The organism is Paenibacillus allorhizoplanae (assembly GCF_927798215.1).
GTDB classification, from domain to species: Bacteria; Bacillota; Bacilli; order Paenibacillales; family NBRC-103111; genus Paenibacillus_E; species Paenibacillus_E allorhizoplanae.
The window spans coordinates 40942-59197 of the sequence record NZ_CAKMMW010000030.1 but is presented as its reverse complement, the minus strand read 5'-3'; the positions used below and the strand labels follow the sequence as shown (position 1 = coordinate 59197).

Annotated in this window: 15 protein-coding genes and 1 riboswitch; of the genes, 12 read left to right on the top strand and 3 right to left on the bottom strand. The window is 48.7% G+C overall.

Annotated features, from left to right (window positions below; translation table 11 throughout):
- The first annotated feature begins 45 nt into the window (after nt 1-45).
- The 9 genes from L6I86_RS31340 to L6I86_RS31300 all read left to right on the top strand — a co-directional run bounded on the left by L6I86_RS31340 (nt 46) and on the right by L6I86_RS31300 (nt 9580).
- A complete protein-coding gene (locus L6I86_RS31340; RefSeq protein WP_236292579.1) occupies nt 46-936 on the top strand; it encodes a carbohydrate ABC transporter permease in 891 nt (296 codons plus the stop codon).
- Between the two features lie 16 nt (nt 937-952).
- Nucleotides 953-1834: a carbohydrate ABC transporter permease gene (locus L6I86_RS31335; protein ID WP_171633585.1), complete on the top strand. Its 882-nt coding sequence runs from the start codon at nt 953-955 to the stop codon at nt 1832-1834.
- Between the two features lie 80 nt (nt 1835-1914).
- On the top strand, nt 1915-3756 hold the full coding sequence (locus tag L6I86_RS31330) for a sensor histidine kinase (RefSeq protein ID WP_236292577.1): 1842 nt from the start codon (nt 1915-1917) through the stop codon (nt 3754-3756).
- Nucleotides 3757-3765: 9 nt separating this feature from the next.
- The gene (locus tag L6I86_RS31325) at nt 3766-4962 is read left to right on the top strand and encodes a response regulator (RefSeq protein WP_236292575.1); all 1197 of its coding nucleotides are present in this window, start codon (nt 3766-3768) and stop codon (nt 4960-4962) included.
- Nucleotides 4963-5120: 158 nt separating this feature from the next.
- Complete coding sequence (locus L6I86_RS31320; RefSeq protein ID WP_236292574.1) at nt 5121-5654, top strand: C40 family peptidase; 534 nt, start codon at nt 5121-5123, stop codon at nt 5652-5654.
- A gap of 83 nt (nt 5655-5737) precedes the next feature.
- Nucleotides 5738-6136, top strand: coding sequence for a pyrophosphohydrolase domain-containing protein (locus L6I86_RS31315; protein ID WP_056622355.1), 399 nt, complete (start codon nt 5738-5740; stop codon nt 6134-6136).
- Nucleotides 6137-6148: 12 nt separating this feature from the next.
- Entirely contained in the window at nt 6149-6367 is a 219-nt protein-coding gene (locus L6I86_RS31310; protein WP_236292573.1) for a helix-turn-helix domain-containing protein, read from the top strand.
- Nucleotides 6368-6536: 169 nt separating this feature from the next.
- Nucleotides 6537-6737: a cold-shock protein gene (locus L6I86_RS31305; protein WP_028555213.1), complete on the top strand. Its 201-nt coding sequence runs from the start codon at nt 6537-6539 to the stop codon at nt 6735-6737.
- A gap of 185 nt (nt 6738-6922) precedes the next feature.
- On the top strand, nt 6923-9580 hold the full coding sequence (locus L6I86_RS31300; protein WP_236292572.1) for an SLC13 family permease: 2658 nt from the start codon (nt 6923-6925) through the stop codon (nt 9578-9580).
- A 344-nt stretch (nt 9581-9924) separates the two neighbouring features.
- Here L6I86_RS31300 and L6I86_RS31295 read toward each other — a convergent pair whose 3' ends face one another.
- The 3 genes from L6I86_RS31295 to L6I86_RS31285 form a co-directional block, all read right to left on the bottom strand.
- Nucleotides 9925-11259, bottom strand: a complete 1335-nt coding sequence (locus L6I86_RS31295) for a 5'-deoxyadenosine deaminase (protein WP_236292570.1) — start codon at nt 11257-11259, stop codon at nt 9925-9927.
- Nucleotides 11260-11333: 74 nt separating this feature from the next.
- Nucleotides 11334-11433: riboswitch (purine riboswitch) on the bottom strand.
- Nucleotides 11434-11559: 126 nt separating this feature from the next.
- Nucleotides 11560-13683 (bottom strand): multicopper oxidase family protein, encoded by a 2124-nt coding sequence (locus tag L6I86_RS31290; protein WP_236292569.1) that lies wholly within the window; start codon nt 13681-13683, stop codon nt 11560-11562.
- 25 nt (nt 13684-13708) lie between these two features.
- Complete coding sequence (locus L6I86_RS31285) at nt 13709-15817, bottom strand: multicopper oxidase family protein (protein WP_236292568.1); 2109 nt, start codon at nt 15815-15817, stop codon at nt 13709-13711.
- A 308-nt stretch (nt 15818-16125) separates the two neighbouring features.
- Between L6I86_RS31285 and L6I86_RS31280 the strand changes: the two genes are divergently transcribed.
- The 3 genes from L6I86_RS31280 to L6I86_RS35755 all read left to right on the top strand — a co-directional run bounded on the left by L6I86_RS31280 (nt 16126) and on the right by L6I86_RS35755 (nt 18203).
- Nucleotides 16126-16326, top strand: coding sequence for a cold-shock protein (locus L6I86_RS31280; RefSeq protein WP_056622333.1), 201 nt, complete (start codon nt 16126-16128; stop codon nt 16324-16326).
- Between the two features lie 90 nt (nt 16327-16416).
- Nucleotides 16417-16644, top strand: a complete 228-nt coding sequence (locus L6I86_RS31275) for a cold-shock protein (protein WP_056622331.1) — start codon at nt 16417-16419, stop codon at nt 16642-16644.
- A 128-nt stretch (nt 16645-16772) separates the two neighbouring features.
- Nucleotides 16773-18203: a M23 family metallopeptidase gene (locus L6I86_RS35755; RefSeq protein ID WP_276574918.1), complete on the top strand. Its 1431-nt coding sequence runs from the start codon at nt 16773-16775 to the stop codon at nt 18201-18203.
- Nucleotides 18204-18256 lie beyond the last annotated feature (53 nt).

Genomic DNA, 18256 nt, shown 5'->3' with positions numbered 1-18256 from the left:
AAGTTCCCCATGGGTATATCTAACCCCATGAAGGAGGCGAGCCAAGTGAATGTGTTAAGAGTCTCCAAGTGGACGATTGCCATGTTTGTACTGCCCTGTTTGATCATTTATGTTGGCCTTGTGTTTGTACCTATTCTCGTATCCATGTACAGTGGATTGCTCGAATGGAATGGGATTGGCACTTCGAAGTTCATTGGTTTAGAGAACTTCCGCACGATGCTTTTCCATGATCCTGTATTCTGGCCATCTGTCAAACGTACATTAATGTTTGCTGTGTTTTCCATGTGTGAAATCCCGATTGCATTGGGTGTAGCCATTTTGCTAAATCGTTTTATCAAGAAACCGAATTTCCTTGTTTCTGCTTACTTTTTACCAGTAATTTTATCCGTAGTTATCATTGGACAATTGTGGAAAACCATTTATAATCCAGCATCAATGGGCGGTATGCTCAATCAAGTTCTAGATTTACTTAACTTACATAGCTGGACGAGATCGTGGTTAACGGATCCGAAAATTGCTATGTACTCCCTTTATTTTGTAGCCCTATGGCAGTACTTGGGTTATCACACATTAATCCAGTTTACTGGTATTCAGAACATTCCAGCTGATATCTATGAAGCTGCGCGTCTGGATGGAGCAGAAGGCCTGAAGGCTGACTGGTATATCACTTTCCCTATGAATATTCCGATTTTCAAAATATCGATCGTCCTTGCTTTCATTGGTTCTTTACAAGCGTTTGACATGATTATGGTCATGACAGGCGGCGGACCTGCACATGCGACAGATGTGATCTCCACCTTGATGTACAACAATTCCTTCCTATCCCTGAAATATGGTTACGGAAGTGCGATTGCAGCCTTCTTGGTTGTGGTATGTCTCGTAGCAACCGTCATTATTAACTCGTTATTCAACAAACTAGAGAAAAAATATACGTAGGAAGGGGAGTGTCACCATGTTAAACGCCAGGGATGTAGCTTCGGCTAAACCTGCCATCATCCGGAGACGCAAAAGCTTCTCTATCCTAAAGGTTCTTGTTGTCATATTTCTATCCTTACTTGTGGTCACACAGGTATATCCATTGCTCTGGCTGTTCATTTATTCCCTCAAAACGAATGAGGAAATCCTGTCTGGGCGGTTCTTCTCACTGCCGCATGTGCTTCAATGGAGCAACTTTACGAATGCAATCAAGTCGGGGCATTACTTCCAATACTTGAAGAACAGCCTCTTCGTTACCTTAATTACAATGGTATGTGTCCTCTTCTTGAGTTCCTTAACGGCTTTTGCCATTACGCGGTTCAAATGGAAGTACGGGCAGCTTGTCATGGTTATCTTCCTGATCGGGATGATGGTTCCGATGCAGGCAACCTTGCTGCCGCTCATGATTATTTTCAAAAACATGCACATCCTGAACACGCATCTCTCCATCATTTTGCCTTACATTGCGTTTCAGACGCCAGTTGCGGTATTCATCCTCAGCGGCTTCATGAAATCCATTCCGGCAGAGATTGAAGAGTCAGCTGTCGTGGATGGTGCAGGGATATTTAAAATTTTCACTGGAATTATTCTTCCAATTTCCGTTCCTCCGATGATGACGGTTTGTATTCTTACCTTTATCAACATCTGGAACGAGTACATCTTAGCAGCAACGTTCATTTCATCCGAGCGACTCAAGACACTTCCATTCGGGGTGAACAGCTTCGTAAGTCAGTATTCCGTTAACTACGGTGCCATTGGCGCTTTCCTTGTACTAGGGGCGTTACCGGTTATTATCGTGTACTTCTTACTTGCGGACAAAATTACAAAAGGTATGGTAGCAGGAGCGGTGAAGGGTTAACTTCACCCTCTTTTTTTCATTTATGCGCAGCTGTGTTAAAATAGCAAATACTGTCGCTGCGAAGGGGGATCACGATCAGCGTGAAACGGGGCTTTAATTCCATTCATAATCGGCTTTTTTTGCTATTTATCTCATCCATGCTAGTGCTTGTTGTGCTTGTCAGTGTCTTGTATTATCAAAAGACCACGCAAATCATACATAGTAAGATTAACGATTTAGCGCAGAAAAATATTTCACAAACGGTTGGTTTATTTGATTTGCTGTTACAAGGATATGATAGTATTACGAAATCTTTGAACAGTAACTATGAAATGATCCGACTCATTGAGGATCGCGACTCCAATTCAGATATGACCGCTAACATATTGAATGAACGTACGATTACGAACATTTTGGGAGCTATTTACTATTCGCGGGATGATATTATAGGGATTCATGTCATAACCAATGCAGGTAAAAACTACAACTATGAACGCGGCTTCGACAGTGTCATCGACACCAACTATTCATCAGCGGATTGGTACCAAAAGCTTCTGGACTCCTCTGGAGAAATGGTCTGGTTAGGACTCGTGCAAGGGTCGGTAATCAATCAATTTCAACGAAATCCACTCTTTGTTTTTGGACGAAAACTATATGATCTTACAGATCATCGCGTGATTGGTGTCATGTTGATTGAAACGAATCCACAGCCAATTGTGTCAGCATTATCGAACGTCACGATCAGTCCGAATAGCCGAGTCTATATCGTTGATCAAGAGAACAGGATGATTGCAACGACGGCGGAAGATAAGAAGAATCTGCCTCCCTCTTTTACAGGCTTACCGCGACCCCAAACGAGCGAGATCATCATCGATGATCGTACCGATCAGTTGATTGTAGCAGCAAAAGCAAAAATGTCGGACTGGACTGTCTTCGGTTTGACTCCAAAAGGGGATATTAATGCCGAAGTTGTCAAAACGAGAGAGTACTTATACGTTGTTGTCGTGGTCCTTATTATTTTATCTACGGCATTGGCTAGTTTGATTTCGCAGAATATTGCTTCCCCGTTAAAGCTGTTGATTCGTGAGATGAAACAAGTAGAGATGGGGAATTTCAAGGGGTCCGTGACGGTCAAATCCTTTGAAGAGATTAACTCGCTAGTATCCTCCTTCAATCGCATGGTGAAACGGATGGATGAGCTAATCGAACGCATTACCTTGGCTTCTATGAGTGAGAAAAATGCCGAACTGCAGGCACTGCAATCTCAGGTAAATCCCCATTTCCTCTATAATACTTTGGATATGATCTATTGGATGCTGGATGAACGGGAGAATGATCGCTTAGGTAAAGTAATCCTTTCGTTATCTCATATGTTCCGGTATAGCAGTGATTGGCAGGAAGCGTCCAAAACGACGCTGCAGCAAGAGTTGGATCAGATGCGCCACTATATGACGATCATCGAGAACCGCTTGGAGGGCAGGGTGAGTACGGAGATTCACATTGATCCAGAATGGCTGGATGTGGTTCTGCCTAAAATGACCTTGCAGCCAATTATCGAGAATGCAGTTAAATATGGGCTAGAGCCGCTGAGAGAGCCTGGCGTGCTTCGCGTCTTCGCTGAGGTGCATGATCAAGAACTGCACATCATTATCTCGGATAATGGTGTGGGGATCGAAGAAGATCTCCTTCATCAAATGCAGATGAGGTTAGTAGAAGATGCTCGTATGATCGGAGATTCGTACGCTTATCAAGCGGAGGAGTCTCGGGGCGAAGTGAAGCCTGATCTGAATAGCAAAATGACACGGAGAGGCATCGGGCTTACGAATGTACACCGGCGTATCGTTTTACTGTTTGGAGAGGCCTATGGACTTCGGATACAAAGTAAACAAGAGGTAGGAACTACGGTTATCATTGCGATGCCGCTTCCTCGTAAGGGGGTATAACAGACCATTATGGATATTCTTATAGTCGATGATGAAACCATTATTCTTCAAGGCATTCAGCGCACGCTTCAGAATCGCTTTCCCGAGCACACGATCCACTTAGCCTCGAATGCAGAGCAAGCCATCAGTATCCTTCGCAGTCAGACGATTCATATCGTGCTAACGGACATTCTGATGCCGGGAATGACAGGGTTAGAGCTCATGAATATGTCACGTAGTCGCCATCCCCATGTGAAGTGGGTCGTAATTTCGGCTTATTCGGAGTTTTCTTATGCGCAAGAAGCTGTACGCCTTGGTGCGAAGGACTATTTGCTGAAACCGATTGGCAAAGAAGTGTTGAGCGAAATGATTAGGAAGCTGAGCGAGGAAATCGCCCATGATACCGAACTGATTGAGGAAGCAGAGCTGCTCAAGACGAATCGCAAATATTTGCAAGAAGCTGTGTTCCAGCGCTGGGTGCAAGGTCTGGATACGGGGCGGATTGATATGGGGCCATTCGTGGAGCAGCATCCTTATTTCTATCTGATCATGGTCAAAATGGAGACCGATAAGGCCGTTTTCTTGGAGAATTTTATTATCGAGAACGTCCTGTTGGAGCTGATCGAACGCTATGGCAAAGGTTTCGTGACGGTTCACGACAGCAAAAGCCTATTAGGGCTCGTCACCCCTCCTGAAGGCACTAGCATCGCGCAGCTTATTGAGGAGCTTCGCAGCCATCTCATTAAATATTTGAAAGTCCCGTTCCAGATCATGTCAACGGAGCGGATCGAGCAGTTCCAATCCGTACCCGCGGAGGTACAGCGGATGCGGCAAGCGTCCACGACACAGGTCTATGAGCATCACGCCAGCGGAAGTGATCGTTCTGTTGAAGTGGCTTTGCAATATATGCGCACGCACTATCAAGACGATCTTTCACTTGAGAAAGTGGCTTCGATCGTGTATTTGAACCCAGTTTACTTTAGCCAGTTGTTTAAACAGAAGACGGGGCAAGGCTTCAAGGATTTCGTGATTAACCTGCGGCTGGAGCAGGCGAAGCAGCTGCTGCAGAATCCAAAGATGAAGCTGGCGGACGTTGCTGAGCGCATCGGCTATCAAGATATGAGACATTTCTCTCAAGTGTTTAAGAAGAAGTATGGCGTGACACCTTCAGAGTTCCGGCAGGAACATACTGGCGATAAAGCGGATTCATTGGTGTCAAGAGATTGAGTCTCATGGAATTCTCATGAAATTCTCAGAAAAATGTCTACAATTAGGTGTGGCGCGACTTTCCTCCTTTGCTGTTAAATATTAGGTTATTTGGTATGTGCTATGGTAGTAGCAGGTCCAACAAACTTAGATTTTCATATCAAAGGAGGAAATCAATCATGATTTTTGTGAAGAAGAACCGCCTTAATCCATCTGTTGTAGGTCTTAGTCTTTCCTTGCTAATCGCTGGAACAGCGTTATTGAGCTCGCAAGCGGCCTCTGCTGCCACGACAACGACGAATGGGGCGGTAGCTGCCGCGACAGCCATGAGCACGTCCCGTGCAGACAGCATTGTGCGTACAGCCAAGTCATACATCGGAGATGTCACTTACCGATATGGTACTAGAAATACTAGCCGTCTAATCCTGGACTGCTCTGCCTATACGCAACTTGTTTTTAGCAAGAATGGTATCAAGCTTCCATGGGGCTCCCAAGCGCAAGCGAAGCTAGGAACTCGGGTCTCCAAGAAGACAAGCCTAAGCAAGGGCGACCTGGTCATGTTCAGTACATCGACACCAGGCCGGATTAATCATGTAGGTATCTATATCGGTAATGGGCAGTTTATCAGTAATACAACAAGCTCAGGTGTCGTTATACGTTCCATGACCTCAGGCTATTGGAAAGACCGTTTTATTATGGGGCGCCATGTTTAATAAACATCCGACATATTGACCACAACTCCCTTCGGGTGGTATATAGTAGAAAACTATAACCATGTTAAGGGAGATCAGATACAATGACATTAAAGCTAGCTTTCGAAGCTGTGAAGAAGTTCCATGAAACGTTCGAGCACCCAGTGGGCGCATCACCACAGCGCCTATCTGCTCAGCGTAAAGCCGCGCGCCTGGCGTGGATGCAAGAAGAGCTCAATGAGTTTGAAGAAGCAGCTACGCTAGAAGATGAAGTAGATGCGATGATTGATGAATTGTATTTTGTACTAGGGACACTTGTTGAAATGGGAGTAGAGCCTGGACCGATTTTTGATATTGTTCAGCATGCGAATATGTCCAAGGTTTGGCCCGATGGGAAGGTTCACAAGAATGAAATGGGCAAAACCATCAAGCCGCCGCACTGGGAAGACCCATTCGACAAAATTAGAACCGAAATTCAAAAACAAAAAAATAAAGAAAGTTGAGGTGGGGCTAGCATGGCCTTCCACAAACGGCTCAAAGAGCTGAGGCAACAGCAAAATCTCACATTACGTAAGCTCGGCGAGAAAGCGGGGATCAGCTATTCCATCCTAAATTCTATCGAAAATGGTCGAATCATCCCGTCGAAAGATGTCGCATTAGCACTAGCTATAGCACTTAAAATTGACGATAGGGAAGCCTTCGTTGCTTTAGCAATAAATCCCTCTCAGGTATAATTGCAATACCTAATATAGTGTGGTACAGTATTAATAGTCTTAAAGGGAAAACCTGAATTGCGTATTGCAAAGGGTTATCATTTAAGTAAATGAAACCTTTTCCAATGTGTAATTTTTTTGTTCGAAACAAGAAAAAAGACATGTTAATAAAACTTTGGAGGTATTACCCATGGCAGTAGGAACAGTTAAATGGTTTAACGCAGAAAAAGGATTTGGATTTATCGAAGTTGAAGGTGGAAACGATGTATTCGTACATTTCTCCGCAATCACTGGCGAAGGTTTCAAATCTTTGGACGAAGGCCAACGCGTTGAGTTCAACGTAGTTCAAGGCAACCGCGGACCACAAGCTGAGAACGTTGTAAAACTGTAAGCTTCAGCTTGCAAATATAGCATTCTCTAGAAAGACCCTTAACTTCGTTAAGGGTCTTTCTTTTTTGCGTTTGGGAGGCTGCTAGCAATTTTTGTGGACAAATTTGTCATACCAAGCGTACAGTATTCTTGGAGTTAATAGCTTTGAGAATAGTCATAGCATCGTGCAAGGAGAGTAGATCATTCGTGGCGATTAAAGATATGGAGATGTTTAAGGATTTCTCTAACATAGAGTTAGCCAAGCTTCTTGGCAAATTGGACATGGTGAAAGGGCAAGCGGGAGACATGCTTTTCGAGCAGGGTGATCCTGGTGATAGCATGTATCTGATTGAGAGCGGCAGAATAGAACTGTTCTCTCAGAAGCAAGATGGTACACGCCAGTCGCTCGCAAGCTTACAGGATGGGGATACGCTCGGGGAAATGGCGCTGTTAACGAGCGAGCCCAGATCGGCAACGGCCATCATAGCTGCAGAAAGCGTTCTCTACTATATTGATCGAGAGACCTTCGATCGGTTAGTCGTCGAGCAACCGCAGATTTCTTCCTATTTCATTCGGCTGCTTTCGCAACGGTTGGTATCAACCAATGGTCGATTACAAGCCTCCAAGGAAGCGAAAGCGCAATGGGTACTGCATGAGGTGGAGTTACTGCCGGCGTTGTTGCGGGATTTCCTTTTCGCGTGTGCTTGCTTGCCAAGTGTGCGCGATGGTCTGCTTAAGCATCTCTTTGGTATGACCATAGAAGAAGCCAATCAGGCATACGCTGCACTAGGACGATTCGTCCAGCAGGACGTGGAACGGGATTTCGTTCACATGCGGCCCGAAATCGCTCGTGTCCTGCTCGACATCCTGCCACAGCGGTACGGTGAGCGTCAGCAGCAGCTGTGGGTGGATCAGGCTTTGTCTTACTATCGGACCGAAGGTGATTGGGCGTCGATGGTTGAGGTCTATGCTGCGCGCAGTGAGTGGGCGCTGGCGCTGGATGTGGCGGCTATTGCCGCGGGTGAATTGGCGGAGCCGGGGCACGTTAAGGCAGCAGAAGCCGCCCTGGCTGAGTCTGTGCGGCAGCAAGAGGTAATCAGCCAAGCGCTTCGGCGCTGCCCGGACGAGCTGCTCGTCGCGCGCTACGCGGTCTTGTGGGCTTATGTCCGCTACTGCGTGGAACACGCGCCTGAAGCGGGCTTGGCCATCGTAGAGGCGGCGCTGGATCAGCAAGGCGCCGCTTATTCGGCGCAGCAGCTCACCACCGTCTACGAGTGGGGCGCTGATCTGTGCCGTAAGCTGGGGCGCAACCAGCTTGCGCTGGAATATTTGCAGCTCGCGGAGGCAACCGCGCTGTCGGGATCGGGGGCGGCCAAGCGCAGCGGCGACCAAAGCTTCGGTCTGGCCAAGCAGATGCTGGCCAGAAGCAAGAGCGAGCGCCTCGCCGCAGGCGCGGGGCGGCTTGGTGACCGCAGCCGCTGGCTGGGCCTAGCGGCAATCATCTTGGCCGTGGCCTCGGTGCTCGGCTTCCACATCGCCGAGCCCGTCGCGGGGCTGTCCCGCCACGGCATGGACTTCATCGGGATCGGCTTAGCCGCCGTGATCCTCTGGATCGTGAACATCATGCCCGACTACATCGTAGCCTTGGGCATGGCCATGCTTTGGGTGCTCGGCGGCCTCGTCGAGCCGGAGGTCGCTCTGTCGGGCTTCGCCTCGCCGACGTGGCTGTATATGATCTTCATCATGGCGATGAGCGCCGTGATTACGAAGTCAGGCTTCTTATACCGCTTCTCTCTCCATGCCCTGAAGCGCTTTCCCGCTAACTATCGCGGGCAGCTGTGGGGCATCGTGGCCGGCGGTATCATGTTGAACCCGATGATCCCTTCCTCTTCAGCGAAGGTATCACTCGGTGTGCCGATCGCCCAAACGTTGTCCGAATCCATGGGCTTCGGAGCACGCAGTCACGGCGCAGCAGGTTTAGGCCTTACTGCCATGCTGTTCTACGGCTTCACAGCGCCATTCGTGCTCACAGGCTCGTACACGAACGTACTAGCCTTCGGACTGGTCACAACAGCTTCACCAGTGAACTGGATTCAGTGGTTTATCTATGCTTTACCGGCATTTATCATATTTAGCAGCGTACTGCTTGCCATCATCTTCATCATGTTCCGCAAAACAGCTTCCGCTAAGCCGATTGCTGCCGATGTCTTAGACGAGCAGCTGCGACTGCTAGGACCATTGACGCGCGAGGAGCGCATTGCCGTCGTAACCGTCCTAAGCTGCATCATCATGCTGGTGTTACAACCACTCCATGGTATCGACAGTGCTTGGATTATGCTGATTGGCTTTGCCGTGCTCGTCATCAGCGGCGTGCTGGATCGCAAAACGATTTCCACAGGCATCGACTGGACGTTCCTGCTTTTCCTTGGCGTGGCCTTCAGCTTCTCTGCTGCTGCCAATGAACTTGGGCTTGTCGAAGCCTTGTCATCATTCCTAGGCCAGCATATGGGCGTTTTCGTAACGTCGCCATTCTTCTTCCTAGCCGCCGTTATTGTGCTCTCATTCATCGTCACGTTGATCGTCAGGGACGATCCAGCTGTTATTTTGCTGGTCACGGCACTCTTGCCTTTAGCCGACCAAGCGGGGGTTCACCCATGGATTCTCGTATTCGTGGTACTATTATCTACGGACCCATTCTTCTTCGCCTATCAATCGCCGACATATCTGACGGCTTACTATAGTTCCGAAGGGAAAGCATTTAGCCATCGCCAAGGCCAGAAGGTTGCATTTGCTTACGGATTAGCTGTGTTGCTGCTTGCTCTTCTGTGTGTGCCCTATTGGAAGTGGTTGGGGCTGATTCACTAGGCATCGAATTTAGCTGTAGAACATGTAGGTAATTTCTTGTGAAACTAGCTACAATATAAGATAAATGGAAAACTTCCATCTATTTTCACGTGAACCACCTCTTTTGCGGGAATCTGCCTAAATTAACTGCACATTTTCCATCTACTTCCTATTTATAGGCGATTTCGAGATAAATAACTGTACATTTTACATGTATTGCTGGATGGAAGGACAAATTTGTGGTGGTTATGGTACCTTTGTGTTTTGTACGTTGAATGAGTAGTCAGCCTGCCGAAATGCAGAACCCCCAACAAATCCTACGCAATAGGAGGATTTGTTGAGGGTTTTTGAGCTGCGCGACAATGTTAGCGCAGGTTAGCTCTCTTCAACAACCGCTGAATCGAGCGGTTCGCTTCAGGCAGGACGATGTCCTTATCAACCGTCCGCAGGATGCGGTTTTCCATCACGATCCGACCATTGATAATGGTCGTTTCGACATCAGCACGCGTCGCCGAGTAGACGATGCGCGAGATCGGATCCACGTCGTAGGACGGATACGTGTGGAAGTTGTTGAGATCGAGGATCGCGAGGTCGGCTTTCTTGCCGACTTCGAGCGAACCGATCTCATCGGACATCCCGACGGCACGAGCGCCGCCGATGGTCGCCATGCGGAACACCGTCTGCGCGTTCATTGCCGTCGGTCCGTGCACGGGCTTTTGGATGAGCGCAGCGAGCCGCATCTCGTTAAACATATCGAGATTGTTGTTGCACGGCGCACCATCTGCCCCTAAGCTGACGGAGATGTCCAGCCCCAGCATCTCTGGGGTCTCGGCGATCCCTGAAGCCAGCTTCAGGTTGGAGCCCGGACAGTGGCTGACATGCACGCCTCGCTCATGGATGATACGTTTCTCTTGCTCATCGAGCCAGATGCAGTGCGCCAAGATCAATCGCTCATTCGCTAAGCCGAGATGATCGAGGTAGACGACGTTGCGCATGCCCGTCTCGGCTTGCACGATCTCGATTTCACCGAGATTTTCAGAAGCATGTGTGTGGACCTTCACGTTGTACTGTTCCGATAAATTACGAACCTCGCGCAGCAGCTCCTCCGTACACGAGATAACAAAACGCGGTGAGAACGCGTACTGGATACGACCGTCGTCGTGCCCGTTCCATTTTTCCAGCAAATCAACGCTTTGTTGAAGCGAATCTGTCGTATTTTCCTGCAAGGCGAACGGAACTTCGTCCCCTTTGTCCATCATCACCTTGCCTGACAGCGCGCGAATACCGCTCTCAGCAATGGCCTGAAAAGCAAAATCGGTGTGATGAACCGTCTCCATATCCACAATGGTTGTGGTGCCGCTTTGAATCAGTTCACCAATACCGAGCATCGCTGAATAGTAAATCGACTCCTCATCATGGGAGGCTTCCAGGGGCCAGATCCGCTTTTTTAACCAATCCATAAGCTCCAGATCGTCACCTTTACCTCGGAACAATGTCTGGCACAGGTGAATATGCGTCTGAATAAAGCCCGGAATGATGGTGCGATTCTTAGCGTTAATAATTTTATCGGCATGTGCAGGGTTCAAATCGGGCCCGATCGCGGTAATGCGGTCATTTTCGATCAGAATATCCCCCGTTATGATGTCTCCGTTCCGATTCATGGTCACGATCTGAGCATCTTTAATTAAAATCGTTGTCATCGATCAAAACCTCCTACTCCCCTAATATATGAAAATGTAGGCACAAAAAAACTAGCCATGAAAAATATGCCTGTTTCTCAGTGCACATTTTTCGTAGCTAGAAATTTACGGTTTCTAAGTAGAGACCCTTAATCCAATTATTAAGGTTATACGAAAGAGGTGATATGCAATTTGTCGTGCCTTCCTCTTTTAGAGTAAACTGCCAAGGTGTATTTTGTCAACTGTGTGTAAGTTAATGTGACATGCCCTCCCTCTTTTTTGAAAAAACGGCTTCCAATCTTGTCAAAATGGTGAATACCGTCACTCCGGATGATTTGTAGTCGCACTTCCCACGAAATATAGCGTTGTAATCCCCTCATACATCAAATGCATGGTCATCCCCGCCGTCGCATGCTGCAGATTGTGGCAATGATCCATCCAGAGTCCGGGGTTATCCGCGACGAAAGCAATTTCGTAAGTCTCTCCTGCGGCAACGTTCAACGTATCCACCCACCAGGGACTTCCGGATGAAGGCTGCCCGTTGCGACTCAGCACCAACATGTGGTGCCCATGCAAATGCATGGGATGACTAGCGCTGCTATGATTAACGATCGTCGTTTTCACCATGTCGCCCTCCTTCACCATCAACATTGGCGTATCAGGAAAAAGTTTTCCGTTGATCGTAAACGAATACGCGAGTCTTCCGTCGAAGAAGCCTAATCGTTTATCTAAAATAAGCTGGAATTCACGATCATAATGACCTGTGAACGCAGCAACTATTCGGCTATCTGGCCTGCCATACGTCAAGGGGTCAAAAACAGGTCCGCGTGAATCTACGGCATCTGCATCGTCGAAATCCCCATCCCTACCGTCTGGGCTCATTAGTAAGGAGGCGTGGCTGCCCCTTTCTTTCTCGGACTGTGGACCTAGAAGCACATCTCCCTCTGGCATCGTAAACGTCACATCATAACGCCCGCCTGCTGCGAGGAGAAGATTTTTCCCTACTAGATCTGTGGGCCCAAGCAGGCTCGTTCCATCAATGGCGGTCACTTGAAAAGCAGTTCCTACTAACTTAAACGTCATTGGTGAATTATCCGTATTAATAAGACGTAAGCGAACCGCTGTACCCGGCGCAATCTGCCGGATTTGCCGCTTATCCGAAGCTCCGAAGGAGATCGTATTCGATGTGCCGTCTACGGTCGTATAGGTGTGTGCAATAATCGGGATATCTAGTTCATTTGGCTTAATTTCGGTCGAAGTCTCAGCGGGCTCAACGAGTAACGATCCGAACAGTCCTTTACCTGCACCTACATACGATTGCTGATGCGAATGGTACCAGTAGGTGCCTGCATCACTTGCTATGAATCGGTACACATAAGTTTGGCCTGGCATGACGGCATTTTGTGTCACACCTGCCACGCCATCTTCTGCGTTGGGGACGTCAAGACCGTGCCAATGCAGGGTTACGCCATCTTCAATATCAGCGTTTACCAACGTGACTTCTACCAATTGACCTTGTTTTACACGCAGCTCTGGGCCTGGCAGTTGGTCGTTAAACGTCCACGCTTCCACCTGTTTGCCAGAGCTGAGCGTCACCGTTTTCTTGCTGGCCGTGAGCGTAAACCGCTGATCCGGCGTCCCCTCGCGGGGACCCGTCAGCGTCGCCAAGCTCGTCCCGCCCACGCCGTGGTGGACGGCGTGGTCAGTAGTGGCCAGCGCTGCGCCGCCGCCGTAGTCCATGACCCCCGCCGCCATGTTCATTTCGGCGGGCAAACGGCTGATCTGGCTAGCTGCGCTCAGCCAGATCACTAACCCCGCCGCCGCCGCTAGGACACCGGCGGCGGCGAGCACTACCCGCACCCCGAGCCGTGGCTTCGTCCACGCGGGGCTGCGCATGGCCAGGTATCGGCGGTGCAGCCGATACCCTTGTATGGAAGTGCCGGCTGCGGCAAGCAGCGGCGGCACGACAATCATCTTCACCGGCAGCGGAACCGCGGTGAAGAAGGTGTAAAAGAACACGGTCATCGCGCTCAGCATGACCGCTTGCACCGGCAGCGCCACCGCGATATGCGCGGCGTTGACACGCACTTCCGCAGGTAAGGCTTTGCCCTGCGGTCCACCCTCCGTCCGTGCTATACGCCACAGCCTCGGCACGGACCACACCAGCGTCGCCAGCGCTGGTGCGACGAACAACCCCAGCTCCAGCCCCAGCTTCACTTGCATCTGTGGCCATCCTGTTGGCCATGAGCTGAGTATGATCGTGGCCTTCGTAAAGGCAAGCACCTCACCTAGCAGAACGAGGGTGAGTAGACCCAAAGACCTGCGTCGCAACTGCTTTTTCCCCGAGCTATAGGCCAAACGACTGCTCCAATAGGCAGCAATGGACCACAAAAAAAGAAGGCCGAAGGAACTAAATCCTGCGGCACCAAATAGATCTTCTGTCATGTGAATAGTTCCCCCCGTGGAATTCTTATTCCGGACGATTCTGAGTGCCACTTCCAACCGAAAATGGCGTTGTAACGCCTTCATACATCAAATGCATCGACATTCCCGCGGCAGCGTGCACGAGGTTATGGCAGTGATCCATCCATAGTCCAGGATTATTAGCAACGAAAGCGACCTCATACGTTTCACCAGGCTGAACATCTAGCGTATCCGACCACCAAGGACTCCCGATGGAAGGTTTACCATTGCGTGACAGAACCAGCACATGATGACCATGCAAATGCATCGGATGCTCGACATTACCGCGATTAATGAACGTCGTTTTAACCAAATCCCCTTCCTTCACCATGAACATCGGCGCATCTGGGAACACTTTTCCATTCAACGTATAAAGGAAATCGAAATTTCTGTTATAGAAACCTAGTTTATTATCTAAAATCAGTGTGAAATCTCGATCAAATTTGCTATCCGCATCAAAGGGTGTGGCCTTCGGACTGCCATAGGTAAGCGGATCGAAAGCTACGGTTTGCGGAAGGTCAGGAACGTTCCCTTGGCCATCGGCTGACAGAAGAATGCCTCCGTTTTTATTCGTTCCCACATTTAAATAAACAGGATGATCAGGCATAACAAACGTAAGATCAAATCGTCCGCCAGTTGGCACAATGACACGTGTATTGGTCAAGAGATCCGGCTTATTCAAGTCCGTCCCATCGATAGCAGCCACTTCAAAAGGAGTACCCACTAGCGTATATGTTTGATCGACCCAATCATCAGTGTTGATTAGACGCATACGAACAGGCGTCCCAGGAGCGACTGTTTGACGATCGAGCTCATCATTTGCGCCAATAGCGAACGTATTCTCCCAACGATGGGTCATAACCGTGATATCTTTGAACGGAATTGTAAACGTTGTTGTATCTGCAACCTCTTTCGGCTCCACAATTAACGATCCGAAGAGTCCTTTACTTACCGCTTCTTGTGAATCCTGATGCGAATGATACCAGAAACTGCCCACTTGCTCGGCGCGGAAACGGTACGTATAGGTTTCGCCTGGCATAACCGCATTTTGCGTAGCCCCAGCAACGCCATCTTCGGCGTTTGGTACATCTAAACCGTGCCAATGGGCGGTGACGCCAACATCAATATCTTCGTTCGTTAGCGTGACTTCAATGAGTTCGCCTTCTTTCATACGAAGCTCAGGTCCAGGGATTTGACCGTTATAGGTCCAAGCATCCACCGTTTTGCCAGAGCTGAGTGTGACCGTTTTTTTCTGCGCTACGAGTGTAAAATGACGATCCGGCGTGCCCTCTTTCGGGCCCGTTAGGTCGGCCACTGATACCATGCCTGCCATATTGGACATAGCGGTCATGTCATGACCAGCATGCTCGCTTACCGCTCCGCCGCCGTAATCATGCGTTCCGCTGGCCATGTCGATTTCGGCTGGCAGTACGCTTTTATCCATCGCGAATGTAATTAAATAAAAGCCGATACCCGCAGTCACGATGAGAACGCCCGTCATGGCACCAAAGCGCGCTAATAGACGAGGTGCTTGATAGTTAGGTGCTTTACGTACCTGCTTGGCACGCAGATCATGTCTCAACCAAAGTCCAGCGGCTAAAACAATAAACACTGCCAGTGGAATAGTGATTTCTAACCAGTGGAAAGGAACTGGAGGTACAAATGAGAAGTATAGTGACGTTACTGCGCTAAGCGCGGTTAATTGGTAAGGAAATATAAGGCCTGGGCTAGCAGCCCTTTGGAACATAGCAGACTCAATTGTAGAGCCACTCTCTGCTATGCTTATCTTGGTTAGAGAGCGAAGCTTCAGGAGCTTAGGAACGGCCACGAACCATATGCTCAAAAGCGGAACAACGACTAGCGGTGCTTGCAGGAAGATGCGGTCCTTCCAGAAAATAGGGTCCATATTCATCTGGAGCCAGACGATGGCGGCTACAATTGCTGCCGCAGGAATGATGGGAAACCATGCCCAGAAAAGCAGCTTGCGCGTTTTGCGGTGCAGTTTCTCTAAGCTTCCACTGTACAATAATCGGGACGCCTTGACGCTTCCGATCCATGTGAAAATGACGAATAAAACACTTACGGCTAATATCGTTTGAATACTTGCGTTATACACGATTAAAACCCTCCTAGACTCGATACCACAAGTATAGTCCCCCTGCCCTGCGCATCAAACCGTCTGGAGACCAAGAGGCAACCTAGACTAAAGTTGGGGAGCCCTTTTTTAAATTTTATACTTGTAAAGTCTGGAAATAGTTTGCGTTTTCATAAGTGGTGTGTTATGATAAATCCAATCGACAAATAGAACCTGAATTCACATATTGTAAAGGGTTTTCATTTTTGTTAGTGAACCTTATACAATGTGTGAATTTTTTCTCTTTGAAGAATAAAAAACATGTTAATAATTTTTGGAGGTATTTCACAATGGCTACTGGTACAGTAAAATGGTTTAACGCAGAAAAAGGTTTCGGTTTCATCGAAGTTGAAGGCGGCAACGATGTATTCGTTCACTTCTCCGCAATCCAAGGTGAAGGTTTCAAAACTTTGGACGAAGGTCAATCCGTTGAATTCAGCGTAGTTCAAGGTAACCGCGGACCACAAGCAGAAAACGTTGTAAAACTGTAATATAATTAAAAAGACTGCCTTTACTTAAGTAATGGCAGTCTTTTTCAATTTAAAGCTAGCTGACGCTTAGTACTCTAAGGAGGTTTATCCATGTATTCCAGAAAAAAGTCGCTTGAAGAGATGCCTCTAGAAAATGTGACGGTATGGTCTTGTGAAAATGAAGGCTGTAAAGGCTGGATGCGAGATAATTTTGCATTCGATCACGTGCCGACATGTCATTTATGTCAGTCCACAATGGTTCGAAGTGTCAAGTTACTTCCATTAGTTAATAACACGAATAGTGATCAGAAAACGCTCAAAAAGGGCGTACAAATATAGCGTTATAGAACCCGAAGACATAACTGTCTTCGGGTTTTTTGTGTTACCATAAGAAGAGTGAAATCAGAGGACGAAGTCGTCTTAATAATTAGACAACCTGTCGTCATTCAAGGGAGGTAGGAACGTCTGTGAGACCAAGAAAAAGGCGTCAATGGCCACTGTTGGTTGGCGCTTGCATCCTAGCTGCTGGTGTGGTCATTTTCATGGGAGACTCACCGTTTGAAACATCGACCTCTTCGAATAAGGAGGTACCATATATCGCAGTCGCAACACCTGTACCAACCCCAGCACCTCGCGAAGCCTTGGAGTTTCGGATGCTTGATTTCGATCGAGGCTGGGTGAAATACGCGGATGGGATGGCTCAAACTTCGGATGGCGGCGCGCATTGGCAGGAAGTCACTAGTACGGAAGCCCTGCAGACAGATGGGGGAACGCCTACGGATGGATTGGAAGCGATCACAAAGCTGCTGAGCTTGGAGAGCGGGACTGGGAGTGCGGCGGAAGGCGTATCAGGAGTTTCAGCTACGACGCCCTCAGGAAGCTTGACCGTGGATATTGTTACGCTGAACGGGGCTATGTTTGATGTGAAGCAGTCACAGTTCGTGACACCGAAGATTGGTTGGGCTCTATTACCAAGCACAACGAATAGTAAAAGCCCACTCGTGCTCACCGTGGATGGTGGACAGAGTTGGATAGATGGCATGACGAAGGACGCAAAAGCGGTCATTCAAGGGGTGAAAGCCCATTTAACGCAGCTCAAAGCGGAGGCTTTGCTCTATAAAGATGAAGCGGGCGCGAAAGCAGTCATGGGCGCTAGCTGGAGGCTTATACCGGAACAGGCGTCGCCGGGGGATATCGTGCTTGTGCGTCATAAGGAGCCAGGCAGTATTGCTTGGCAGGGCAAAACCTACACACTTCAACCTTATGAAGCGGGATATTTCACGTATTTGCCAATCTCGATGAGTGTGAAGGCAGGCACATATCCGATTGGTGATCAGACGCTGACCATCAAGGGGAAGAAGTTCGAGACGCAGTACTTGAAGGTTACCGAGCAAATGGAAAGCATGAAACAGGATACGGCGCGCATCAACGCCGATCAGAAGAAGATCGATCTGGCGCGCAGCAAGTCGGAGCCGAGTTTTTTGTTCAGCGGGCCGTTCGTGAAGCCGATCGAGGGGATTTTGACCACACCGTATGGGTACACCCGTTATGTGAACGGGAAATACGACAGCGCGCATATGGCCCTTGATCTGGCCGCCAAAGAAGGCACGCCGATCAAGGCTACGAACGATGGCGTTGTAGCGCTAGCGGAACTCCTGTATTTGACCGGCAATTCCATCTATATTGACCATGGGATGGGGCTGTTCTCGCAGTACGCGCATCTCTCCGAGCTGCGCGTCAAACCTGGCGACCGCGTCAAGCAGGGCGACATTATCGGGCTTGTCGGCACAACGGGGTTCTCCACGGGGCCGCATCTGCATTTTACCTTCTGGGCGCATAATATTCAGGCCAATCCGGACTTGTTTTTTAATACAACCCCGTTTCAGTGGGGGAAATGATCGTGAAGTGATACGGTAACAAGACTAATCACCCCTTCTGCGTATGAGTTAGG

Excerpts from the sequence above, each read along its gene's own strand:
- L6I86_RS31315 (WP_056622355.1), top strand. The coding sequence starts at position 5,738 with ATGACATTAAAGCTAGCTTTCGAAGCTGTGAAGAAGTTCCATGAAACG.
- L6I86_RS31320 (WP_236292574.1), top strand. The coding sequence starts at position 5,121 with ATGATTTTTGTGAAGAAGAACCGCCTTAATCCATCTGTTGTAGGTCTT.
- L6I86_RS31325 (WP_236292575.1), top strand. The coding sequence starts at position 3,766 with ATGGATATTCTTATAGTCGATGATGAAACCATTATTCTTCAAGGCATT.
- L6I86_RS31295 (WP_236292570.1), bottom strand. The coding sequence starts at position 11,259 with ATGACAACGATTTTAATTAAAGATGCTCAGATCGTGACCATGAATCGG.
- L6I86_RS31335 (WP_171633585.1), top strand. The coding sequence starts at position 953 with ATGTTAAACGCCAGGGATGTAGCTTCGGCTAAACCTGCCATCATCCGG.
- L6I86_RS31305 (WP_028555213.1), top strand. The coding sequence starts at position 6,537 with ATGGCAGTAGGAACAGTTAAATGGTTTAACGCAGAAAAAGGATTTGGA.
- L6I86_RS31280 (WP_056622333.1), top strand. The coding sequence starts at position 16,126 with ATGGCTACTGGTACAGTAAAATGGTTTAACGCAGAAAAAGGTTTCGGT.
- L6I86_RS31290 (WP_236292569.1), bottom strand. The coding sequence starts at position 13,683 with ATGACAGAAGATCTATTTGGTGCCGCAGGATTTAGTTCCTTCGGCCTT.
- L6I86_RS31275 (WP_056622331.1), top strand. The coding sequence starts at position 16,417 with ATGTATTCCAGAAAAAAGTCGCTTGAAGAGATGCCTCTAGAAAATGTG.
- L6I86_RS31310 (WP_236292573.1), top strand. The coding sequence starts at position 6,149 with ATGGCCTTCCACAAACGGCTCAAAGAGCTGAGGCAACAGCAAAATCTC.